Annotated in this window: 19 protein-coding genes; 3 read left to right on the top strand and 16 right to left on the bottom strand. The window is 39.7% G+C overall.

Going from position 1 to position 23,567, the window contains the following annotated elements:
• Window positions 1–1,521 (bottom strand): YSIRK-type signal peptide-containing protein (locus ADI58_RS11250; protein WP_049521043.1); only part of this gene is annotated, 1,521 nt, incomplete at its 3' end.
• Window positions 1,522–1,824: 303 nt separating this feature from the next.
• On the opposite strand from ADI58_RS11250, the gene pclR reads away from it, so the two are divergent.
• Window positions 1,825–3,309, top strand: a complete 1,485-nt coding sequence (gene pclR, locus ADI58_RS00395) for a virulence transcriptional activator PclR (RefSeq protein ID WP_049521042.1) — start codon at window positions 1,825–1,827, stop codon at window positions 3,307–3,309.
• A 50-nt stretch (window positions 3,310–3,359) separates the two neighbouring features.
• On the opposite strand, the gene yaaA is transcribed toward pclR, so the two are convergent.
• The 7 genes from yaaA to ADI58_RS00360 all read right to left on the bottom strand — a co-directional run bounded on the left by yaaA (window position 3,360) and on the right by ADI58_RS00360 (window position 12,378).
• Window positions 3,360–4,088: a peroxide stress protein YaaA gene (yaaA, locus tag ADI58_RS00390; RefSeq protein ID WP_049521041.1), complete on the bottom strand. Its 729-nt coding sequence runs from the start codon at window positions 4,086–4,088 to the stop codon at window positions 3,360–3,362.
• 78 nt (window positions 4,089–4,166) lie between these two features.
• On the bottom strand, window positions 4,167–4,331 hold the full coding sequence (locus tag ADI58_RS00385) for a YczI family protein (protein WP_031227831.1): 165 nt from the start codon (window positions 4,329–4,331) through the stop codon (window positions 4,167–4,169).
• Window positions 4,332–4,395: 64 nt separating this feature from the next.
• Window positions 4,396–5,991: a hypothetical protein gene (locus ADI58_RS00380; protein ID WP_049521040.1), complete on the bottom strand. Its 1,596-nt coding sequence runs from the start codon at window positions 5,989–5,991 to the stop codon at window positions 4,396–4,398.
• Window positions 5,992–6,002: 11 nt separating this feature from the next.
• Window positions 6,003–6,413, bottom strand: a complete 411-nt coding sequence (locus ADI58_RS00375; RefSeq protein WP_049521039.1) for a peptide deformylase — start codon at window positions 6,411–6,413, stop codon at window positions 6,003–6,005.
• Between the two features lie 113 nt (window positions 6,414–6,526).
• Window positions 6,527–9,223: a cation-translocating P-type ATPase gene (locus ADI58_RS00370; RefSeq protein WP_049521038.1), complete on the bottom strand. Its 2,697-nt coding sequence runs from the start codon at window positions 9,221–9,223 to the stop codon at window positions 6,527–6,529.
• Window positions 9,224–9,661: 438 nt separating this feature from the next.
• On the bottom strand, window positions 9,662–11,095 hold the full coding sequence (locus ADI58_RS00365) for a DUF6020 family protein (protein WP_049521037.1): 1,434 nt from the start codon (window positions 11,093–11,095) through the stop codon (window positions 9,662–9,664).
• A gap of 215 nt (window positions 11,096–11,310) precedes the next feature.
• On the bottom strand, window positions 11,311–12,378 hold the full coding sequence (locus tag ADI58_RS00360; protein ID WP_049521036.1) for a glycosyltransferase: 1,068 nt from the start codon (window positions 12,376–12,378) through the stop codon (window positions 11,311–11,313).
• A gap of 191 nt (window positions 12,379–12,569) precedes the next feature.
• Here ADI58_RS00360 and mntE point away from each other — a divergent pair, with 191 nt between their 5' ends.
• Complete coding sequence (gene mntE / locus ADI58_RS00355; protein ID WP_049521035.1) at window positions 12,570–13,754, top strand: CDF family manganese efflux transporter MntE; 1,185 nt, start codon at window positions 12,570–12,572, stop codon at window positions 13,752–13,754.
• Window positions 13,755–13,790: 36 nt separating this feature from the next.
• Here mntE and ADI58_RS00350 read toward each other — a convergent pair whose 3' ends face one another.
• The 8 genes from ADI58_RS00350 to cdaA all read right to left on the bottom strand — a co-directional run bounded on the left by ADI58_RS00350 (window position 13,791) and on the right by cdaA (window position 22,173).
• Window positions 13,791–15,662 (bottom strand): ABC-F family ATP-binding cassette domain-containing protein, encoded by a 1,872-nt coding sequence (locus ADI58_RS00350; RefSeq protein ID WP_049521034.1) that lies wholly within the window; start codon window positions 15,660–15,662, stop codon window positions 13,791–13,793.
• Window positions 15,659–16,858 (bottom strand): CCA tRNA nucleotidyltransferase, encoded by a 1,200-nt coding sequence (locus ADI58_RS00345; protein WP_080982423.1) that lies wholly within the window; start codon window positions 16,856–16,858, stop codon window positions 15,659–15,661. The genes ADI58_RS00350 and ADI58_RS00345 overlap by 4 nt, the downstream gene beginning before the upstream one ends.
• A complete protein-coding gene (dapB, locus tag ADI58_RS00340) occupies window positions 16,855–17,622 on the bottom strand; it encodes a 4-hydroxy-tetrahydrodipicolinate reductase (protein ID WP_049521032.1) in 768 nt (255 codons plus the stop codon). Before dapB ends, ADI58_RS00345 begins: the two co-directional genes overlap by 4 nt.
• Before the next feature lie 267 nt (window positions 17,623–17,889).
• Entirely contained in the window at window positions 17,890–18,738 is an 849-nt protein-coding gene (locus ADI58_RS00335; protein ID WP_049521031.1) for a DegV family protein, read from the bottom strand.
• 1 nt (window position 18,739) lies between these two features.
• Window positions 18,740–19,114, bottom strand: coding sequence for a DUF1149 family protein (locus tag ADI58_RS00330; protein WP_001050088.1), 375 nt, complete (start codon window positions 19,112–19,114; stop codon window positions 18,740–18,742).
• Window positions 19,115–19,187: 73 nt separating this feature from the next.
• Complete coding sequence (glmM, locus tag ADI58_RS00325) at window positions 19,188–20,540, bottom strand: phosphoglucosamine mutase (RefSeq protein WP_049521030.1); 1,353 nt, start codon at window positions 20,538–20,540, stop codon at window positions 19,188–19,190.
• A gap of 24 nt (window positions 20,541–20,564) precedes the next feature.
• Window positions 20,565–21,329 (bottom strand): CdaR family protein, encoded by a 765-nt coding sequence (locus ADI58_RS00320; protein ID WP_023943694.1) that lies wholly within the window; start codon window positions 21,327–21,329, stop codon window positions 20,565–20,567.
• A complete protein-coding gene (gene cdaA, locus ADI58_RS00315; RefSeq protein ID WP_049521029.1) occupies window positions 21,316–22,173 on the bottom strand; it encodes a diadenylate cyclase CdaA in 858 nt (285 codons plus the stop codon). Before cdaA ends, ADI58_RS00320 begins: the two co-directional genes overlap by 14 nt.
• A 137-nt stretch (window positions 22,174–22,310) precedes the next feature.
• On the opposite strand from cdaA, the gene ADI58_RS00310 reads away from it, so the two are divergent.
• Window positions 22,311–23,279 (top strand): NAD(P)/FAD-dependent oxidoreductase, encoded by a 969-nt coding sequence (locus tag ADI58_RS00310; RefSeq protein WP_000081017.1) that lies wholly within the window; start codon window positions 22,311–22,313, stop codon window positions 23,277–23,279.
• Window positions 23,280–23,567 lie beyond the last annotated feature (288 nt).

The raw sequence follows: 23,567 nt of genomic DNA, 5'->3' as shown, positions 1-23,567 counted from the left end.
GTTACCATCGCCATCTTTGTCAATGTAGAAGGTTAGAGTGGTTTGTTTCTTGGCCTCATCACGTTCTGCTTTAACTTTTGGTGTTTGGCCGTCTACTCCGTTTCTTCCATCTGTCCCATTATATACCTCTTTTGTATTGAGTACCGTATCGCCTTCATCAAATTCATCATTATTGTTTTTATCATCATAAACCGTGATTCGAATTCCTGAACGACTTGATACGCTTGTTGTTCCTGCAGATTTTGCTATATCTTCTACTTTAATTTTCGGAGCTCTACCATCCTTACCATTTTCACCTTTTTGACCTTGTTCTCCTTGCGGACCTCTAAGGTTACCGATTTTTCCCCAAGCTCCATCTCTTTTTTTATACACATCTCCTGTTGTGGCATCAATGTATGTATCACCATCTTTACCATCTTCTGGCGTTGGAGCAATAATTCCACTTAATAATTCAGCTCCTCTTGCAGCATCTTTACCATCATTACCATTCTCTCCTTTTGGAGCGGGAGGAATTACAGTACTTGATATTAATTCGTCACCTTCATCAAATACACCATTGTGATTATTATCATAGTATGCTTTTATTTCGGTCCCCGCATATTCACCTGATGCTGGTTGAGTTGGTGCTGGTTGAGTTGGTGTTTCATCAGGATTACTTCCTGCCTCACGTCTTCTTCTTGCACTACGGAAACCACTATAACCAGTTTCCAAATCTTCCTTACGAATCGCTGAATTTTGACGAGCATCTGAAAGGCTATGTTCAGGTTTAAAGATTTCATTAGTTGTTTCTGTAGCAGAAGTTGCTTCTACTTTCGCGGGTGCGTTAGTTGCTAAAATGCTACTATCAAGAGCTGAACGATCAGTCGTTGTTGCATCTTCTTTTGCTTCAACTCCATCCGCTTTCTTCACTACAGGAGTTTCTGATACAGTCCCTTTATCAGAGTTAGAACGAAGTTCCAGCCCAATAATAGCTGATTGAATAGATGACTCTGCTTGCGATAATTCAGCTTCAGTTGCATCTGCTTTTCCAAGCAAGCTTTGACCAGCTTGCATACTTGCCTGCAAGTTAGCAGCACTTGCTTCTGTATATAACTTGCTTTCTAATTTTTTAGCACGTGAAAGAGCCGTTAACAATTTTGACTTGTCAACTGAATCTTGATGACTTGCTTCTACTTTTTTATCTTTTGCTTCTTCAACTTTTTCTGCTGGTGCTTTAGCATCATCAAATTTAGTTGGAGTTACTTCTACTGGATTAGCAACAGTTGGAGCTGCGTAAGTTGTTTCTTTTTTAGGTGTAGATACTTCGGCTGGTTTAGTAGCTTCTTCTCCCTTATCAATAAAAACTTTACTTACTACTGCTGAATTTTTTTCTTCTGCTTGTACAGAATGGACATTAGTAGCTATCCCTAAAATCAAAGCTGTTCCCAATAAAACACTCGCTGCACCAAAATGATACTTACGAATAGAGAAACGTTGTTGCATTTTATACCAGTCAAATGATTTTCTTTGTGCTTGTTTCATATTTCTTACCTCTTTATCATTTTATAGTATATAATTTACATCTAATTTTTAGATATTTCAATATAGTTACCACAATCACTGTATCCTGTTTTTTCCCTCTAGATTCACTTAATTTGTTCTATTTTATATGAACGGTTCAAACAATAAAGTGAATCTCAAATTTTGGTACGAAGAATACAAAAAAATAATAGTTTGTATTTTTTAGACAAATCGGACACAGATAAATCCACTTACTATACATACCAATATTTGCATTTTCCCCTATTTAATGTGATATAATATCCTTAGGAGGTATAAAAACGTATGAGATCCCTATTATCTACAAAAGAACAACGGCAATTACGACTAATGGAAATACTCATTCACAAACGGAAATGGCTTCGTCTACATGAATTAGCCCATACCTTAGACTGTACCGAACGCATCTTAAAAAATGATCTAAATGAGTTGCGCTCATCCTTTCCGGATATCGATATCCAATCCTCTGTCAACGGTATTATGATTGATCTCGATTTTAAATCCAGTGTAGAAGATGTTTATCATCATTTCCTTACTCATTCACAATCCTTCCAATTACTAGAATATATGTTTTACAATGAAGGATTACCTATTTATCGAACAGTTGAAAACCTTCACACAAGTAATGCCAATCTATATAGACTAGGAAATCGAATTACACAAATCCTATCAAAGCAATTTCAAATTGAACTAGCTTTTACACCAGCCTCTATCAAAGGAAATGAAATTGATATTCGCTATTTTTATGCCCAATACTTTTCTGAGCGATGCTATTTTTTAGATTGGCCCTTCCCAGATATTTCTGAAGAAGTCTTAACAGAGTTCGCCGACTACTTCTATAAAATTACAAATTATCCAATGCGATTCTCTATTTATAGAATGTACAAGTTAATGGTGGCAATTAGCATCCATCGTGTCAGGAATGGTCATTTCATCGACCTACCCAATCATTTTTTCCAAGACTATTATCCTATTTTGATGAATTTCCCAAATTTTGAGGAGACACTTGCTTATTTTTCTAAACAGTTTGGCTTCGAAATGACACCTGGTATAATCGCACAAATTTTTATTTCCTTTATTCAAAGTAACATTTTCTTAGATCCTCAAGAATTCTTCAACTCTTTAGAAGAGAACAGTGAAGCAAGATACTCTTACCAATTACTTAGTCAAATATTAGAACGCCTGTCAAAACAATATAAGATTACTTTTGCCAACCACGATGAACTTATTTGGCATTTACATAACACTGCTTTCTTTGAAAGACAGGAAATCTTTTCTACCCCAATCTTATTTGAACAAAAAGCATTGACTATTAAAAAATTCGAAGTTTACTTCCCAGACTTTATGGGGAGTGCGCGTCAAGAACTGGCTCAATACCGTCAAGCAATTGGACAGCATGACCATCCTGAACAGTTGGAACACTTGATGTACACCATCTTAACCCATGCTGAAAACCTCTCTACTCAGTTGTTAGAAAATCGACCACCTATCAAGGTTTTGATTATCAGTAACTTTGACCATGCTATATCCCTTACCTTTGTTGATATGCTTTCCTATTACTGTAATAACCGCTTCACCTTCGATACTTGGGATGAATTGAAAACAAGTCCTGAGATTTTAAATCAGACAGGTTATAATATCATTGTGTCTAATTTCTATATTCCAGGAATTACCAAGAAGTTTATTTGTCAAAATCATCTGTCAATTATGGATTTAGTTAATCACCTCAACACCTTATCAAATGAGATTCATTTGTCCAATACTTTATAAGCTAGAAAAAAGTCAGCATAATCCTGCTGACTTTTTCTCTTATCTGATTTCTATACTTCCTTTACAAAAACCAATTCCTGTGGTTGGGACAGGTCTTCTCGGTAGGCAAATCCTGCAAAGCTTAAGCGACGAGCTTCCTCCACCGTTTGTACTTGATTTTCTATCAGGGCTGTTAGGAAGGCACCACGCGCTTTCTTGGAAATAGTTGAATGAATCTTCAACTGACCACCTCTATCCTCCATGAATTTGAAGGTCACCATTTTTTCTCTGATTTCCTTAGAAAACACAGTTTCAAACTCTGACGACAAGAGGGAGAAAATTAGGTCTTCGCCATTCATAGCCTCATCATAGGCTACCTTCCAATGGCTCTTCAAAGTCTTACCAGCGACTTTTAACTTCATCAAAAAATCCAAACGGTGAGGGGCCATAGGTGACAAGGCTGGAACGACTCCGTACAAAGCCGAAGTAATAAAGACATGATTTTCAATATAGACTTGTTCTGCCTCGTTCAACTTATCTCGCTTGATATGGCGATACATGAGCCCATCAAAAAGTTTCAAGGCTGGATAGTGTTGAGCAGTTTGCCTTTTCAAAGCTTGGATATTTTGAAATTCTTCCTCTGCCTTCTCAGCTGATACCTTGTAAAAACTCTCCAATTGACTAGCAGAATAGAGGGCCAAGGCATCCAGCACGGCCTGACTTTCTGGTCTTAAGGAAGTTGGCTCAATACTAGGCAAATCTATGTTCATTTCTTTTGCTGTTGGGATTAAAATTTTCATATTAATAGTGTAGCATATTTTTTAGCCACTACCAAGAAATTCATCTGAAAAACCTCGGTTTAACCGAGGTTTCTCTGTTTATTTGGGCCATCCTAACCAGACAGCCACGAGAACAAGGGCTATGCCAGCTAAACTTGTTAAGATAGATAAGAATTTATCTTTTTTCTCCTTGAACTGAGAAAAACCTATCTTCAAAGCGAGCAGTCCGAGTAGCATTGAAGCAAGCATCACATAAAAACCCATTTGTTTGTCCTCCATTAGTCTTAATTTACCTTATTATAACATACATTTCTTAAATAAACCTTTTTTACTGCACTTTAAAGGTCTTGAGATAGTTATCTTTTCCTACTTGACCTTCGAAGGTTTTACCATTTTCAAGGTAAGGAAGGTCATCGGATACTGAGGCCTTGACCTTGTATATCTTACCATCAACTTTAAAGAAGTAGACGGTGTCGCCCTTGATAACAGCTGATTTGAGTTCTGCTACCATTCCCTTAATACTTTCAGTGGTTTCATTGTCAATTTCAAGGTCGTTTTTATTGGCGTACTTGCTGAGTAGCTCTTCCACTGTCGTTGCTACGATAACATTTTGGTACTCGACTGCGTCTACCAAAGCGTACTCTTTGACCAAGCCTGCATTGTCCTTCAAGCCCATGATGTAGAGAGGCTTGTCATTGAGGTTGATGAGGATTGGGAAGGTTGCCTTGTAGGATTTCTCCTGAACAGCACCTTCGGCTGATTCACGGGCTGATTCTTCGGTCGCAGAAGCTAAGCTGTACTTAGTGATCTCTCCTGTTCGCATATTTTCTAGGATGAAACCAAGATTACTTTCATCTGCATTGGCCGATGTCACACCTGTGTAGAGATAAATGTCATTGCCGATAGACAAGTAATTATAGCCCTTGGTAGTCTGGGTCACGTTTTTCTTGGAAATCATGGCATTCCAGAAACCGTCCTTGTACTTGCCGTTGTAGTTGATTTGCTCAATGGTTTCCTCAGCTGGATAGACCCTGTCCACCCATTCTGGAACATCTGCCAAACTGTATTCCTTGGTGTCTCCATTTGTGGCATCCAAGATAATGACTGAAACTGGACGAGGAACCGCAAGCCCAAATTGCTTTTGGTAAACCGTTGCTACATAAAAAGGATTACCCTCATCGTCTACCTCAAAAGATGGAGTCTTGAAGATCTTGGTTGGGTACTTAAAGCGCAGGTGACGCTTGACATCACGGTTAAAATATTCTGAGTCTGAATATTTGATTGGTGTTTTCAAGTCCACCAAATTCGCATTTCCAGTTACCATGTCCACCTTGATATACTCGCCGATTCCCTTGGCTTGATTATTAAACCACTTGATAGGGTCTGCGTATTCTAGTGGCGTAACTCGATAAGGTTTCCCATCAATCGTTAATTGAGTATAGGTGTCTGCCGCTACGTACTGCGACACCTTATCCGTTAAGGAACCCAAGTAGCGGTCACCAATTTTTTCAGCAGTGCTTCTATCTAGAATCGGAACCTTACTGGTGTCACTCTTAGGAAATTCAGTAAAGTCTTTTTCCGTCACCGTGACTACATTAGCATAATTTTTAGCCTGAAAAATGCTAGAAGTCACCAAGGAAACCAAAGACGCCAAGAGAAGAATTACTCCAATGGAAGCTAAAAGAATTTTCCCCAACCGATTGATTTTGAACCCCTCTAGATTCAAGGTAGCTTCCGCCTTACCGTGGCGCACATGAACCGTTTTGACCAGATTGATTCCCTTGCCAAAACCAAATAAGATTGCCACAAGCAGCAAATGCCCACAGAGGAAAAAGAGAAATTCCCAGCTAGTCAGGTTAAGGGGTGGTAAAAAGATATACCAGGTCGTTGCGATAAAAATAAGTTCAAAGATTATCCGTTTCATTTGCTTTCCTCCTAAATGATTCGTCCTTCCAAGTGATCCAGTTCATGCTGGCAAATCTGAGCTGGGAATCCTGTCAAGGTAATGGTCTGTTCCTGCCACTTGCTGTCACGATAAGCAACCCTTATGGTTTCAAAACGCTTAGTTGGTCTCACACCCGTCAAGGACAAACAGCCTTCCTCTGTCTCATAAGGTCCTTCAGAGGACAGGAGCACTGGGTTAAACATGACCACGGGAACCAAGCCAAGATTAAAAATAATCACGCGCTTCTGCACTCCAATCATATTGGCAGCTATACCGACACAGGTTTCACGATTTGCTAAGAGTGTATCCTGCAAATCTCTGGCAAGATACAGATCATCCTGACTTGCCGGCTGAGATACCTGAGATAAAAACAAAATATCCTTCACAATTTTCTTTTCCACTTCCTCACACTCCTCTTGATCTTTACTATATTATAGCAATTATAGCACAAAAGACGATAACTGCAAGCCCTTTCCCTCAACTGTAGCAAAAAGCCATCCGAAGATGACTTTTTTTAAATCGCATTCTTGTCAAAACCGAGTTTGCGTTGAATAAACTTAACAATTTCGACGATAATAATCATTGAGAAGCTTCCGCCCATAACGATTCCCCATTGTGACAAGTCTAGTTTGGTTACGTGGAAGATTCCTTCAAGTGGTTCTACGACGATTGTTGCCATGAGAAGAATGAAGGATACCAAGATGGACCAGTTAAATGTCTTAGACTTGAATGGGCCAACTGTCAAGATGGATTGGTAAACAGACTTGACATTGTAGGCATGGAAGAGCTGAATCAAACCAAGTGTTGCAAAGGCCATAGTAAGAGCATCCGCATGAATGGCATGATTGTCACCCACATGAACTGGGTAAGCAATCGCAAGGCCATAAACACTCATGACAATAGCTGCTTGGAGCACACCTTGATAGATGATAGAACTCAAAACACCACCTGAGAAGAAGCTTGCCTTGCGTCCACGTGGTTTATGGTTCATGACACCAGGCTCAGCAGGTTCAACACCAAGAGCGATAGCTGGGAAGGTATCCGTTACCAAGTTGATCCACAAAAGATGAACTGGCTGTAAGACATCCCAACCAAACAAGGTTGATAGGAAGATAGTTAATACTTCAGCAGTATTGGCAGAAAGTAGGTACTGGATCGTCTTTTGAATGTTTGAGAAGACCTTACGTCCTTCTTCAACTGCAACAATGATAGTCGCAAAGTTATCATCTGCAAGAATCATGTCAGAAGCCCCCTTAGAAACCTCTGTACCAGTGATTCCCATACCGATACCGATATCGGCTGTTTTCAGAGCTGGCGCATCATTGACACCGTCACCTGTCATGGCAACGACTTTACCTTGTTTTTGCCAGGCCTTGACGATACGAACCTTGTGTTCTGGAGACACACGGGCATAAACAGAGTATTGACCAACTACTTTTTCAAAGTCTTCATCTGACAGTTCATTGAGTTCAGCACCAGTTAAAACGTGGCCTTCTGTATCATTTGCATCAATGATTCCCAAACGTTTGGCAATAGCTTCTGCAGTGTCTTGGTGGTCACCTGTAATCATGATTGGACGAATTCCCGCTTCCTTAGCCACACGAACAGCCTCAGCAGCTTCAGGACGTTCAGGGTCAATCATCCCAATCAAACCAGTAAAGATTAAATCATTTTCAAGCTCTTCAGAAGTCAGGTTTTCTGGAATACTCTCAATAATCTTATAAGCACCTGCAAGGACACGCAAGGCTTGGTGGGCCATTTCAGAGTTGTTTGTATGAATGAGGTTTGTAACCTTCTCGTCAATCGGAGCAATATCCCCAGCCTTATCACGAAGAACACAACGTTTCAAGAGTTGGTCTGGCGCACCTTTAACAGCTACGAGGAAGCGTCCATCTGCAAGTGGATGAACTGTTGACATGAGCTTACGTTCAGAATCAAATGGCAACTCAGCCACACGAGGATATTTCTCTAAAAATCCTTTAACATCATAACCTTTGTCCAAAGCATACTGGATAAAGGCTGTTTCGGTTGGATCACCAATTAGATTGCCTTCAACATCAATTTTAGTATCATTTGCCAAGACAACTGAACGAAGTAGTGGCATTTCAAGACCTAGTTCAATATCATCAGCTGAGTCATGTAGGACTGCATCGTAGAAGACTTTTTCGACCGTCATCTTATTCATAGTCAGCGTACCAGTCTTATCAGAAGCAATGATTTCTGTTGAACCAAGTGTTTCTACTGCTGGCAACTTACGAACGATAGAGTTACGTTTTGCCAAAACTTGAGTACCAAGGGCAAGAACGATAGTTACGATAGCTGGGAGTCCTTCTGGAATGGCTGCAACGGCAAGGGCAACAGAGGTCATCAACTCACCAAGTGGATTTTTTCCTTGAATGAAGACTCCAACTACAAAAGTAACAAGGGCAATGACCAAGATAGCATAGGTCAAGACCTTAGAAAGGTTATTCAAGTTTTGTTTAAGTGGTGTATCTGTCTCATCCGCATCTTGAAGCATACCTGCGATATGACCAACTTCAGTGTACATACCTGTATTGACAACAACACCAATCCCACGACCATAGGTCACGTTTGAGTTTTGGAAGGCCATGTTGACACGGTCACCAATACCTGCATCTGCAGCAAGCTCGACTGTTAAGTCTTTTTCAACTGGAACAGACTCACCTGTAAGAGCTGCTTCTTCGATCTTAAGAGAATTGGCTTCCAGCAAACGTAAATCTGCTGGTACAACATCACCTGCTTCAAGGGCAACAATATCACCTGGTACCAATTCTTTAGAGTCAATCTCCGCCATATGCCCATCACGAAGAACGCGGGCAGCTGGACTAGACATAGATTTGAGGGCTTCGATAGCTTCTTCTGCTTTTCCTTCTTGGTAAACACCAAAGGCAGCATTGATGATAACTACGGCTAGAATGATAATGGCATCTGCGATATCTTCCCCACCAGAAGTCACGACTGACAAGATTGCTGCCGCAACTAGGATAATAATCATCAAATCCTTAAATTGCTCGATGAACTTGACCAGTATTGATCGTTTCTCGCCTTCTTCGAGTTCATTGTGGCCAAATTCTGCAAGGCGCTTTTCCGCCTCACTTGATGACAAACCTTGCTCGGTCGCATCCACAGCCTTCAAGACCTCTTCAGGACTCTGAGTGTAAAACGCTTGGCGTTTTTGTTCTTTTGACATGTGTCTCCTCCTTGACATTGTGTGCAAAACAGACTCTCTTTTCCCTCATCGCATCTTTTCACGACAAACAAAAAGAGACCTGTTAATCATAACAAGTCTCGCTGTTTAAGATAGGGCCGGAAAGCATACTTTTCAGTATAAAATTCGGAATGACGACACTATCACAGGTTTCTGCCAGCTACTCCCTTGAGTAGTACTATTATACCAAATTTTGAAGAAAATTCAAGAATATTTAATTACTCAACATATCGGAAGCTCACTATCGCCTCTTTAAAAAAAGGAAGGGAAGTAACAAAGGGATTATAGCCATGAATACATACGAATATCTAAAATAATTTACAATTGGAGAATAAATGCACGTTAGTATTATTGAAACACATATAATTATTAAACCTAAAATCTTATAATCTCTCCTCAATAATGAAATCATTAAAATAATTAACAATAAAATTGTATATAACCCTGCACTATAAAATATAGAAAAATTGGTAAATAAGAAATCGTCTTATGTATATTCCAATAGAATTCTTGTAGCTTCTTAAACTTTGTTTGATTCTTCCATCCATCATCAAGTGAAGTTGTATTTCCATAAACATTGCTACTATCTTCATACATAACCTGATAATAATTTCCCATATACGTCAAATCTGAAAAATTATATGGATACCAATATGAAACAGACAAATTTAATAATGCATCTATATAAGTCTTTGGATGAGTAAGATAACCCTTAAACCATAATTTAAAAAATTCGTGCTCCCTTCCTTCAAATTGTTCATTTTTCATACTATCTTTAATTGGATCAGCTTTATAATAAACAAATTTCTTGTTATTTTCTAGACCTAATGTAGAATCATAAAAAGCTAATTCTTCACTAGAAAATGAATCTGGATGATAGTATACAGCAGCAGCAAGTTGTTGAAATCTAGGTGCTAAATAATCATACCTCTTTCTTGATTCTTGTGGCTGAATTAAGGAACTTGCAATAAAATTTATTATCAAAGTAAAGCTTATTGATACTAAAGAATAGAACAAAATTTTCTTGTAGTATCGTTTGTTAAAAATAAATAGTATAAGAATCCCAACAATTATATAAATAACAGCCTTTCTATGCATCATATATATCCCAAAAAAGGAGATAATAAACATAAATAAGAAATTTTTATTCTCAAAAAATTTAGCTGGTTGATAAAGAATATATATAATACATAGAAAAAACAACATTAGTGCATTTACCATATATACATCTTTATACATTGTAAAACTAACTATTATGAAATTTGGAAACAAAAGATAGAATAAATATAAACATCTATTCAACCATTTATTATTACTTAGTTCAAAAATTCTATATAATACATATACATAAATTAAAGTGGTTATTACTAGGGTAAGAAAATTGAAAATCGCTACTCCAACACCAACCCCTCCTAAAAATTTCATGCCAAATTTTGTAAATAGACTTACAGTATAGGTAAATAAATATGGGTGGGAATTTGTCAATGGATAAATCCCTAGACCTTCACCTATTATTACCATACTATCATACGTTGTAACACCTGGATATAACAGTATAAATGCTAGTATTCTAACCAAAAGAAATGGAGTTAATAGACTGAAATATTTTCGCCTATCTATCTTAAGCCTAAATGTATTCAACTCAATATCGAATTTTTTTATATGAACATTGTATTTTTCCCAAACTAAATGTAAAAAATACTTAAAGATAAGATAATATCCTATCAAAAGAATAAAAAACAATATAAAAGAATATCGGTTCAAACTCCCCCTAAATAATGCTTGTGTGTGTGTTATATCTTCTCCGATTACAAAAATAAATGCTAAAATTGACGAAAATACTTTTATAATCATAGATTCTCTCTTGATTAAAGAAGATAACTTATTTTTATTTATGAAATATAAAACTGATAAGAAGATTGTTGCTGTAATCAATGTTTCTGTTTGAAATACTCTTAAAAACGTTATATAACTATTAACAACTATTTTTTTGTCTAATGTTAACAAAAGTGTAAAATAGTAAGATAAGATAATACTCTTTACAACACTAAAGTTCAACTTATTTATCACTATCTAAACACCCACCTTCTTTGAACTTGATAACTAGCAAGAAATAAAATTGTATCTACTACTATTTTAATGGCTGTTTCAGAACCAGAAAACATATTCCAAACAACTGTCACCATTGCTGCAGACAACAACATTTGGAAAACAGCCAAGCTATAGTATTTAACAATCGTTTTATGAATTCTTTTTTCACCATCAAAGACAAAATTCTTATTCATTGTAAAATTAAAATAAGATGAAATTATTCTTGACAAAATGGTTGATAGTAGAATCAACAATGCTCCTCTATGAATTCCTACAGATAGGGAAAGCCAAAGGAACAACTGAAACAATCCAATATCAACTAAAAAGGAAGAAAGAGAAGATAACAAATATTTAAAGAATGATGCAAAGATTACTTTGTAAATTCTCAATGAATCTTTAATAGGATTGAAATGAGTTTCAGCATTCCCATCAAAGTAAATAGTTTCAATCCTTATTTCTTTGATGGGAATTGAATTATCAAATGTATGGATTAACATTTTAGTCTCATACTCAAATCGTTCACCTGAAATCTCCAACATTTCATGTAAAATTGCCTTTGGAAAGCCTCGAAGTCCAGTCTGAGTATCTGTAATTTTTCGACCATAAAGCAATTTAAATACTAATTTTGTAAGCTTATTCCCAAATTTACTTTTTGGTGGAACATTTTCAGAATCAAAATCACGACAACCTAAAATGAGTGAGTCAGGATAATTAGAAATTGTCTCTACCATAGATAAGACATCTTCAACCCTATGTTGTCCATCCGAATCAGCAGTGACAATCCCGTTATATTCTTCTACATTTGGCATTGTCAGAAAATAGTTAAAAGCATTTTTTAAGGCACGACCCTTTCCTAAATTTTTTGCATGGGTTAATATCTGACATCCTTGTTTATCTCTTAGTTGTTCAAAAATATAACCACATTCTGACCTACTTCCATCATCTACAATTAGAATATCTTCTAACCCAGATTGCCTTAATTTTTCTATGTATTGAATCAAATCAAGTGGAGGATTTAGGGCAGGAATAACAATCAATGTTTTCATATAATCTCCTTTGGTATTTGCTAATATTTTTGTATAAAAAAGCATAAACTTCCAGATATCATTTTATCATGTTTCCTAAAAAAAAAAAGTATTTTCTGCTTTGTATTTTCTTACTTTTATCCATCCTATTTGAATTTTCCCTTGAAAACCAGTATAATGGTAGAATGCTATATGACTAGAAAGGAAGTTGAATGAAGCAATCTATCTCAAATCTCAAGTTAGCTGAGCGCGGGGCCATTATCAGTATTTCAACCTATTTGATCTTGTCTGCAGCCAAATTAGCAACTGGTCACCTCCTCCATTCATCCAGTTTGGTGGCCGATGGTTTTAACAACGTGTCGGACATCATTGGAAATGTGGCCCTCTTGATTGGGATTCGGATGGCGCGCCAGCCTGCAGACCGTGACCATCGCTTTGGTCACTGGAAGATTGAAGATTTGGCTAGCTTAATCACTTCCATCATCATGTTCTATGTTGGATTTGATGTTCTAAGGGATACCATTCAGAAGATTCTCAGTCGTGAAGAAACGGTTATTGATCCTCTGGGTGCAACTCTTGGAATCATTTCTGCAGCGATTATGTTTGTGGTCTATCTCTACAATACTCGCCTCAGTAAGAAATCCAACTCCAAGGCGCTGAAGGCAGCTGCTAAGGACAATCTTTCTGACGCTGTTACCTCACTGGGAACTACCATTGCCATCCTGGCTAGCAGTTTCAATTATCCGATTGTGGATAAACTGGTTGCCATCATCATCACTTTCTTTATCTTAAAAACTGCCTATGATATCTTTATTGAGTCTTCCTTTAGTCTTTCAGATGGCTTTGACGACCGTCTGCTTGAGGACTATCAAAAGGCCATTATGGAAATTCCCAAAATTAGCAAAGTTAAATCTCAAAGAGGTCGTACCTACGGTAGCAACATCTACCTGGATATTACGCTGGAGATGAATCCTGACTTGTCTGTTTATGAGAGTCATGAAATCGCGGATCAAGTCGAGTCTATGCTGGAGGAACGTTTTGGAATCTTTGATACCGATGTCCATATCGAGCCAGCACCTATCCCTGAGGATGAAGTTTTAGACAATGTCTATAAAAAATTGCTCATGCGCGAACAATTGATTGACCAAGGAAATCAACTAGAAGAACTCTTGGCTGATGATTTTGTCTATATTCGTCAAAATGGAGAGCAGATGGATAAAGAGGCCTATAAAGCTGAAAAAGACTTGAATTCAGCTATCAAGGATATCCAAATCACTTCCATCAGTCAGAAAACAAAACTCATCTGCTATGAGTTAGATGGTATCGTCCATACCAGTATCTGGCGTCGCCACGAAACTTGGCAAAATATCTTTCACCAAGAAACAAAAAAAGAATAGAGAAATCCTGTCATGAGACGGGATTTTTCTATTCTTCTAGCTATCAAAGTCACTGAGATACTCATAGCGTTCGTATTTTTCAAGGAGTGCTTCGTTTTTCTCATCCAGTTCTTTTTGGAGAGTAGCCAGCTTACCAAAGTCAGAGCCGTTGGCCTGCATTTCCTCTTCAATAGCAGCGATACGGTTTTCCAAGGCTTCAATATCGCCTTCAATGCTTGCCCACTCCTGCTTTTCTTGGTAAGTCATGCGTTTCTTGTCTTCTCTGACCTTGACCACTTTTTCCTTTTCGGCCTTTTGCACTTGATTGGCCATATCTGTTTCAAAGGCTTTTTCATCAAGATAGTCGGTGTAATGACCAAAGAAAGGACGAATCTTACCATCCTCAAAAGCGAGAATCTTAGTCGCTACCTTATCCAAGAAATAGCGGTCATGACTAACAGTCAAAACTGGACCAGCAAAGCCTTGCAAGAAATTCTCCAAAACTGTCAAAGTCGCAATATCTAGGTCATTTGTCGGTTCGTCCAAGAGAAGGACATTTGGTTTTTCCAAGAGCAATTTGAGGAGATAAAGACGTTTTTTCTCGCCACCAGACAACTTCTCAATCAAGGTTCCATGCGTCGAACGTGGGAAAAGGAACTGCTCCAGCAGCTCTGCAATCGAAGTCGTAGAACCACTGCTGGTCTTGACCTCTTCTGCCACTTCTTGCAAGTAATTGATAACTCGCTTGCTTTCATCCAAGCCCTCAATTTGCTGAGAAAAATAGGCGATGCGAACAGTTTCCCCTATCACAACTTGGCCTTCAGTTGGCTCAAGACTTCCAGCAATCAGGTTGAGCAGGGTTGATTTCCCAACACCGTTGTCCCCAACGATTCCAATACGGTCTTTGGCCTGCACCAAGAGATTAAAATCTTGCAAAATGGGCTTATTTTCATAGGCAAAGGAAACATCCTGAAACTCGATGACTTTCTTCCCAATTCGACTGGTTTCAAAGTTCATGGTCAAGTCTGTCTCAGCAGTATTGCCTGAAACTTCCTTTTTCAGGTCATGGAAACGATTGATACGAGCCTGCTGCTTGGTCGCACGCGCCTGCGGTTGTCTGCGCATCCAGGCTAATTCTTGCTTATAAAGTTGTTCCTTTTTGTGGAGAAGAGCCGCGTCACGCTCGTCCTGTTCCGCCTTGAGGCGAACATAGTCCTGATAATTGCCCTGATATTCGGTCAATCCAGCTCGATCCAACTCGAAAATCCGTGTTGACAAAGCATCTAGGAAATAGCGATCGTGGGTGATAAAAAGGACTGTCTTCTTAGAATTTTTCAAAAAGAGGGTCAGCCACTCAATAGTCGCAATGTCCAGATGGTTGGTCGGCTCGTCCAGCAGCAAGAGATCGTGGTTGCCAAGTAAGACTTGCGCCAACTGAATTCGTCTTCTCAGACCACCTGACAATTCCCCAACAGGAGTCGATAAGTCCTGAATACCCAACTTACTGAGAACCGTCTTGACCTGACTCTCGATTTCCCAAGCTTGGAGAGAGTCCATTTCAGCCATGACCCGTTCCAAACGAGCCTGCTTCTCCTCACTGTAGTTGAGCATGATCAACTCATACTCACGAATGAGCTGGATTTCCTTGAGGTCGCTGGAAAGAACCGTATCCAAGACCGTCTTGCTATCATCAAAATCAGGATCTTGAGTCAAATAACCAATCTGGTAATCATTCTTAGCCGAAAAGGGACTGACATCCCCATCAAAGCCAGAAACGCCAGAAAGAACATCTAAAAGGGTGGTCTTACCAGTCCCATTGACACCAATCAGACCAATCCTGTCTAGGTCATGGATAATAAAGGAAATATCCTTAAAAACGGTCTTGTCACCGACGGATTTACTTAGTTTTTCAACGATAAAATCACTCATTTTTTCTCCCTCAGATAAGCATGGATGGCTTGTCGATCATTTTCCAATTCTCCATCGATAATGGCATACTCAATCTCTGTTAAAATCTCTCCCAAGTCTGGTCCCGGCTGATAACCATATTCCTTGATCAAAATACCACCGTTGATTTGGACTTCTTTCTTATCATGAATGGTCAAGCTCTGGTAGGTTTCTGTGATGACTTGTGGGTTGACTTCTTTTCCTTGGGCCTGACGAAGATTTTCAGCCTGTAAAAGTAAATCCAAGTCAAAGCGATAACAATCGCGCTTGCTCAATTCTCCCTTTTCACGCAAGGCCAAAATAGTCAGCAAATCCTGAACTTGCTTGGCAAACTGGCGTGAGGTCTTCCAAGCCTTCAAAAATGGCTGCGCATTTTCAATATCCAAAGCCCACAGTAGAACCGCCCAGGCTTGCTCAGAGGATTCAAAGATAAAATCAGTCTCCAAATCAAACAGTCTGTTAAGCTTGTCTTGGCTAGCTGACATATCAGGGAGATAGTCATAAGCTTGACTCTCAATCATGGAAGCCAAACCTCTTCTCCAAAATGGAGCCAGCAAGAGTTTATCAAACTCGACGAAGGTACGCTCCACAGAAATTTTCTCCAAAAGTGGCGTCAAGGTCTTCATAGCTTTAAATGTTTCTGGCTCAAGTTCAAAACCAAGACTGGCCTGAAAACGGAAACCACGCATAATCCGCAAAGCATCTTCGTTGAAACGCTCACTAGCCACTCCAACTGCTCGCAAAACTTGGTTTTCCAAATCCTCTAAACCATGGAATAAGTCAACGATTTCTCCTGTCTCATCCAAGGCAAAGGCGTTGACTGTAAAATCACGGCGTTTGAGGTCTTCTTCTAGCGAACGCACAAAGGAAACCGCACTGGGTCTGCGATAGTCCACATAGACATCTTCTGTCCGAAAAGTAGTCACCTCATACTCCTCGTCCCCATCTAAGACCAAGACAGTTCCATGCTCGATTCCTATATCGGCTGTTCGCGGAAAAATCTGCTTGGTCTCTTCTGGATAAGAAGAAGTCGCAATATCCACATCATGGATAGGGCGATTGAGGAGGGCATCCCGAACAGAACCCCCAACAAAATAGGCTTCAAAGCCTGCTTCTTTAATTTTTTCTAATACTGGTAAAGCCTTCTGAAACTCAGAAGGCATTTGCGTTAATCTCATAATAAGTGTTCTAATCCATAGACAAGCTCATGACGCTTGACAACTTCTTTAATTCCCAAATTCACCCCTGTCATGAAGGAGCTGCGATCATAGGAGTCATGACGGAGGGTCAATCCTTCTCCTTGATTGCCAAAGATGACTTCCTGATGGGCTACCAAGCCTGGTAAACGAACTGAGTGAATCCGCATGCCATCAAAGTCAGCACCACGGGCACCTGCAATGAGTTCTTCCTCATCTGTTGCACCTTGCTGAATAGACTCTCGAACTTCTGCCATCAATTCAGCTGTTTTAATAGCTGTTCCACTCGGGGCATCCTTTTTCTTGTCATGATGGAGCTCGATAATCTCCACATTTGGGAAATATTTGGCAGCCTGCGTCGCAAATTGCATGAGCAAGACAGCACCCAAGGCAAAGTTAGGGGCGATCAAGCCACCCAAATCTTGAGCACGAGAAAATTCTTTTAGCTCTGCAATTTCTTCACTAGTAAAGCCTGTCGTTCCAACTACTGGAGCAAAGCCATTCTCAAGAGCAAAGCGTGTATTTTCATAGGCAACAGCTGGAGTAGTAAAATCTACCCAGACATCCGCTTCAAAACCGGCTAAATCAGCCTTATCCTTGAAAACAGGAATACCCTGCCATTCTGACTCAGACTCAAAAGGATCCAAAACTGCTACCAAGTCCAAGTCTGGATCAGCCAAGACCATCTGACAAGCAGCTTGGCCCATCTTTCCCTTAAAACCAGCAATAATTACTCGAATACTCATCTCTACTCCTGTCTAAGATACAAAGGACGTTGGCTGCCCATGAAAAATAGGGAATGGCGCTGACTTTCCACGAAAGGCCAGACAGGCATCTTTTTTCATGAGGCAGGTAGTCCGTGTTCAATTGCTAAGATACAAAGCCTGTAGGAACACAAAGTGAAAATAGGAGTTTTGATCAAGAAGTGTCTACTCCTTGGAAAAACTATCTTTTTCACACAGGGTTCCAGGCGTGTTCAACTGCTAATTTCTTAACTAGTCTAGAAGCGCCAACTAAATCACTGGAATATAACCCAGAGCAATGCTTCCTGATCCTAGGTGTGTCCCAATGACACTACCAAATGTAGCTAGTGAAATATCCGTACCCAAGCCAGAATCAAGCAAGTGCTGACGCAATTCCTCAGCCTTTTCAGGAGCATTTCCGTGAATGACAATGACCCGATATTGGCCTGAAGCCGTTGTTTCCTTGATAATTTCAATTAAGCGCTTGGTTGCTTTCTTTTCAGTACGAACTTTTTCGTAAACTTCAATCACACCTTGATCGTTAAAATAAAGGATTGGCTTAATGCTTAGCAGATTACCCAAAATGGCAGCCCCATTTGAAAGACGTCCACCTTTTACCAAATGATCCAAATCATCTACCATGATAAAAGCTGACGTACGGCTAATTTGAATGGCTAGCTTATCCTGAATGCTGGCAAAATCATCGCCCTGGTCACGCCAATTAAAGACGCTTTCAACCATGATACCCAGAGGAGCACTTGTAATCAAAGTGTCTGGAAAAGCAATGGTTAAGCCCTCATATTCATCTATCATATACTGGATATTTTGGTAAAAACCTGAAATTCCAGAAGATAGGAAAAGCCCCAAAGCATGGGTATAACCTTGTTCTTTGAGCGAAGTTAAGATTTCATCTAACTTGGCAATACTTGGTTGACTAGTCTTAGGCAATTCAGAAGCCTGAGCCATTTTTTGGTAAAATTCCTCAGCAGTCAGATTGATGCCTTCGACATACTCCTCACCATCAATATTGACAGGAATATCCAAGACATACAAATCTTCTCTTTGCAAGGTCTCTGCACTGAGATAGGCAGAAGAATCTGTGATAACAGCTAGTTTCATATTAGAACTCCAAATTGATTCCTGGTAAGTCTAATGCAATTTCAGTTACTTCGTAAGTCAAACGGTTGAGCATGTTCAAACTTGGGCGAGCCAAAGTTTCCACTTCTTCTTGGCTCAATTCACTTGGTTCATTGACAATACGGCCATCGATGTGGTTTACCTGTGAAATGGTTCCACTGATGACAAACTTATCAAATACAATCATAAAGGTCAAGATGACAATCAAGGAAGTCACTTGATTTTCTTGATCATGTTGGAGCAATTGGAAGTTCACATCCACCTTAGTTTCAGGAGCTCCATTTTCATTTTCCCATTCAAAATTACGCGCATCAAAATGATACTGACTAACAAATTCTTGTTCACGTTTAAGATTCATGTCTTTCTCCCTTGGCTACAATATTATAAGCTATTGTACCATAATTTTTTATTTTCATCTAGTTTTCTAGGATTTAGTCAATCCCGATTTCAGATCGAACTACGTCTGCGATAGTATCAACATAGTAGTCCACTTCTTCTGTTGTAGGAGCTTCTGCCATAACACGCAAGAGAGGCTCTGTTCCACTTGGGCGAACAAGGATACGTCCGTTCCCCGCCATTTCTTCTTCCATCTTCTCGATGATATCCTTGATAGCTGGCACTTCCATAGCCTTTTCCTTCATGGCATTTTCCACTCGGATATTGACTAATTTTTGTGGATAGATGGTTACTTCTGCTGCCAACTCTGACAGGCTCTTACCAGTTTCCTTCATGATTTTTGTTAATTGAACAGCAGATAATTGGCCATCACCTGTTGTATTGTAGTCCATCAAGATGACGTGACCAGACTGTTCACCACCAAGGTTGTAGCCTGATTTTCTCATTTCTTCAACAACGTAGCGGTCGCCAACTGCAGTGACTGCCTTGTTAATACCTTCACGGTCCAAGGCCTTGTGGAAACCAAGGTTAGACATAACTGTTGTCACAATTGTATTTTGAGCCAATTGTCCTTTTTCAGAAAGGTATTTCCCGATGATGTACATAATCTTGTCACCATCAACGATCTCACCATTTTCATCAACAGCAATCAAGCGGTCACTGTCTCCGTCAAAGGCCAAACCAATAGCTGAGCCGCTTTCTTTGACCACTTCTTGAAGAGCTTCTGGGTGAGTTGAACCAACATTAAGATTGATGTTAAGACCGTCTGGTGTTTCCCCGATAACCGTCAATTGGGCACCAAGATCTGCAAAAATTTGACGGGCACTGGTAGAAGCGGCACCATTGGCTGTATCCAAGGCAACCTTCATTCCTTCAAGAGGAGTTCCAGTTGAAACAAGGTAGCCTTCATACTTACGCAAGCCTTCTGGGTAATCTACCAAGGTTCCCAAGCCTTCTGCACTTGGACGTGGCAGAGTGTCTTCTGCAGCGTCTAGCAAGGCTTCAATTTCTGCTTCTTTTTCGTCATCTAGTTTGAAGCCATCACCACCAAAGAACTTAATCCCATTATCAAGGGCTGGATTATGACTAGCAGAAATCATGACACCTGCACTTGCTCCCTCTGTTTTGACCAAGTAAGCTACTGCTGGCGTCGCAAGAACACCGAGTTTATAAACGTGAATCCCTACTGAAAGAAGACCTGCCACCAAGGCTGATTCTAACATTTCCCCTGAAATACGGGTGTCACGTCCTACAAAGACTTTCGGTGCTTCCGTTTCATGTTGACTGAGAACATAGCCTCCAAAACGTCCTAGTTTAAAAGCCAATTCTGGTGTTAGTTCTACATTAGCTTCTCCACGGACTCCATCAGTCCCAAAATATTTACCCATTTTTATAAAATCCTTTTCCTATTTTTAATTCGTTTTTGAACTAGTTGCTTTCGTTGACGAAGATGTCTCCGACGAACTGCTTGTGCTTGAACTTGGTGCTACTGGTTTTGTAGTGACCTTCATTGTTGTATCAAAGGGAGTAATCACTACTGGTAAGACAACCCCATTGCGGTCGATTGCCTGCAAAGGTACCGAACCACTGTAATTACCTGTAATCCGTTCGCTGGTTGGTAAAAGCGCAATAACTTTATCAATCTTAGCTAATGTTTCTTGGTCAGTTGTGACCGAAACGCGTTCATTTGACACGGTTACACTATCAAGTTGTAGCTTGGGATCAATCTGGCTTTGGTCAACTTGTGGCACAACAATCATCCCATCTCGCTTAACCTTCTTCCCAACTTTCACTGTGATCTTTTGAGGCGTTGCTACAGCGGTCAATCCACTTGGAAGATTTTCAATGTTCAAAGGAACTTCAATCGTTCCAACACTAGCATCTGTCAAATCCGCTGTGACCTTAAACTTACGAGTGCTTTCCTGCATTTCACTGGCCAAGGTCACACGATTGGCACCTGTCAGTACAACTGAAACCTCTGATGCAAATCCGCTAATGAAATACTGGTCATCATCATAGTGAATATCGATAGGAACGTTCGTTATCGTATTGGTGTAGGTTTCTGATTTGACCTGTCTTGCGGTATTGTTATTTTGAAAATTAGTCGATGTTGCATAGATGAATAAGACACAAGCAAAAAAGAGAGATGAAATGATATATAGACTATTTTTTCTCATATTTCCAACCTCCTAGCAAACGGTCCTTAAAACTGACTTTTTCCTCAACAGCTGGCAAAAGAATCGCTCGTAGCTCTGCTTCAAATTCTTCAATCGTCAAATCATGCTTGAAAATCCCATTGTAGGTGATAGAGATACCACCTGTTTCCTCTGAAACGATGAAGGTCAAGGCATCGGATACTTCTGATAAACCGATAGCCGCCCGGTGTCTGGTCCCAAATTCCTTGGAAATTCCTGTACTTTCTGTCAAGGGCAGATAGGCAGAGGTGACTGCAATCCGATTTTCTCTAACAATCACAGCACCATCATGTAGAGGAGTGTTGGGAATAAAAATATTGATGAGGAGTTCTGCCGAAATTTTGGCATCCAAGGGAATACCTGTCGCGATGTATTCTTGTAAGGTCCGAACTCGTTGAATGGCAACCAAAGCACCAATCTTACGGGGACTCATGTATTCAACTGACTTAACAAAGGCACGAATCATTTTCTCTTCTGCACTAATTTGAGTAGTAGAAAAGAAATCTGTCGCCCTTCCCAAACGTTCCAAACCAGTCCGAATCTCTGGAGAGAAGATAACAACCGCAGCAATAACCCCATAGGTGATAATCTGATTAATCAACCAAGAAATCGTTGTTAAACCAAGGATATTAGCCACGACCTGGGCTAATACAAAAATCAAGACCCCCCGCACCAAAATCATAATCTTGGTACCAGCTATCGCTTTTGTAAAACGATACAAAACATAGGTCACAATCAAAATATCAAACACATTGATGGCGATACTCCAAGGACTAGAAAACAAGCTAGTCCAATATTGCAGGTTGGATAATTGTTGAAAGTTCATCTGCTGTCTCCTCTCTGTCCAAACACGTTCCTCTCTATTATACCATTTTTCTGGCATTTTTTTCCCTATCCTACTTCATTTTAAATTAAGGAAAAATATGATAAAATAAACTGACTAGAAAAAACAAAGGAGAAACCATGTCTCAACTATATGATATCACTATTGTAGGTGGTGGTCCAGTCGGGCTTTTTGCAGCCTTTTATGCCCATCTACGCCAAGCCAAGGTCCAAATCATCGATTCCCTTCCCCAGCTAGGTGGACAACCTGCTATTCTCTATCCTGAAAAGGAAATCCTAGACGTCCCAGGTTTCCCAAATCTGACTGGAGAAGAGTTGACTAACCGCTTGATTGAACAACTAAACGGCTTTGATACCCCTATTCATCTCAATGAAACGGTTCTTGAGATTGAAAAACAAGAAGAAGGATTTGTCATCACAACTTCTAAAGGAAGTCACCTGTCTAAAACTGTTATCATCGCTATGGGTGGCGGTGCCTTTAAACCACGTCCGCTGGAACTAGAAGGCGTTGAAGGCTATGAAAATATCCACTACCACGTTTCCAACATCCAGCAATACGCTGGTAAGAAAGTGACGATTCTTGGTGGAGGAGACTCGGCTGTGGATTGGGCTTTGGCTTTTGAAAAAATTGCACCAACTACCCTTGTTCACCGCAGAGATAATTTCCGCGCCTTGGAACACAGTGTCCAAGCCTTACAGGAATCATCTGTGACCATCAAGACACCATTCGTCCCTAGCCAACTCCTTGGAGATGGAAAAACGCTCGATAAACTTGAAATCACAAAAGTCAAATCTGATGAAACAGAAACGATTGACCTAGACCACCTCTTTGTCAACTATGGTTTCAAATCTTCTGTCGGTAACCTTAAAAACTGGGGTCTGGACCTCAACCGCCACAAAATTATCGTCAACAGCAAACAGGAATCTAGCCAAGCAGGTATCTATGCTATCGGTGACTGCTGCTACTATGACGGAAAAATTGACCTGATTGCGACAGGCCTCGGAGAAGCTCCAACCGCTGTCAACAATGCCATCAACTACATTGACCCTGAGCAAAAAGTGCAGCCAAAACACTCAACCAGTTTATAAAAAAGAACCACGAGTCACATAGGATTCGTGGTTTTAAAATGAACTACACCTCAAAAGTTAGACAGAAATACATCTAACTTCTGATATGCAGCCCACCTTCTCTTTGCTCTTGTTTGAATAAGAAATTTTTTGAAGAATCATTAGATTATACAAAGTATTCATATCAGCCTTTTAAAGCTATATAAAAACTCTCCAACTATTCTATTATACCATATAAAAAAATAAATAAATAGACCAATGTCATTAAGTTAAGAAATTCAAATACAATTCTGTATTTGGGTTTCTTTT

Source organism: Streptococcus mitis (genome assembly GCF_001074635.1).
In the GTDB taxonomy this organism is placed as follows: Bacteria; Bacillota; Bacilli; order Lactobacillales; family Streptococcaceae; genus Streptococcus; species Streptococcus mitis_E.
This window is presented reverse-complemented; position numbering and strand designations above follow the sequence as displayed.

Excerpts from the sequence above, each read along its gene's own strand:
- ADI58_RS00310 (WP_000081017.1), top strand. The coding sequence starts at position 22,311 with ATGTCTCAACTATATGATATCACTATTGTAGGTGGTGGTCCAGTCGGG.
- pclR (WP_049521042.1), top strand. The coding sequence starts at position 1,825 with ATGAGATCCCTATTATCTACAAAAGAACAACGGCAATTACGACTAATG.
- cdaA (WP_049521029.1), bottom strand. The coding sequence starts at position 22,173 with ATGAACTTTCAACAATTATCCAACCTGCAATATTGGACTAGCTTGTTT.
- ADI58_RS00370 (WP_049521038.1), bottom strand. The coding sequence starts at position 9,223 with ATGTCAAAAGAACAAAAACGCCAAGCGTTTTACACTCAGAGTCCTGAA.
- ADI58_RS00385 (WP_031227831.1), bottom strand. The coding sequence starts at position 4,331 with ATGGGTTTTTATGTGATGCTTGCTTCAATGCTACTCGGACTGCTCGCT.
- ADI58_RS00330 (WP_001050088.1), bottom strand. The coding sequence starts at position 19,114 with ATGAATCTTAAACGTGAACAAGAATTTGTTAGTCAGTATCATTTTGAT.
- ADI58_RS00345 (WP_080982423.1), bottom strand. The coding sequence starts at position 16,858 with ATGAGATTAACGCAAATGCCTTCTGAGTTTCAGAAGGCTTTACCAGTA.
- yaaA (WP_049521041.1), bottom strand. The coding sequence starts at position 4,088 with ATGAAAATTTTAATCCCAACAGCAAAAGAAATGAACATAGATTTGCCT.
- ADI58_RS00360 (WP_049521036.1), bottom strand. The coding sequence starts at position 12,378 with ATGAAAACATTGATTGTTATTCCTGCCCTAAATCCTCCACTTGATTTG.
- ADI58_RS00335 (WP_049521031.1), bottom strand. The coding sequence starts at position 18,738 with ATGAAACTAGCTGTTATCACAGATTCTTCTGCCTATCTCAGTGCAGAG.
- ADI58_RS00380 (WP_049521040.1), bottom strand. The coding sequence starts at position 5,991 with ATGAAACGGATAATCTTTGAACTTATTTTTATCGCAACGACCTGGTAT.
- ADI58_RS00320 (WP_023943694.1), bottom strand. The coding sequence starts at position 21,329 with ATGAGAAAAAATAGTCTATATATCATTTCATCTCTCTTTTTTGCTTGT.
- glmM (WP_049521030.1), bottom strand. The coding sequence starts at position 20,540 with ATGGGTAAATATTTTGGGACTGATGGAGTCCGTGGAGAAGCTAATGTA.
- ADI58_RS00365 (WP_049521037.1), bottom strand. The coding sequence starts at position 11,095 with ATGATTATAAAAGTATTTTCGTCAATTTTAGCATTTATTTTTGTAATC.
- mntE (WP_049521035.1), top strand. The coding sequence starts at position 12,570 with ATGAAGCAATCTATCTCAAATCTCAAGTTAGCTGAGCGCGGGGCCATT.
- ADI58_RS00350 (WP_049521034.1), bottom strand. The coding sequence starts at position 15,662 with ATGAGTGATTTTATCGTTGAAAAACTAAGTAAATCCGTCGGTGACAAG.
- dapB (WP_049521032.1), bottom strand. The coding sequence starts at position 17,622 with ATGAGTATTCGAGTAATTATTGCTGGTTTTAAGGGAAAGATGGGCCAA.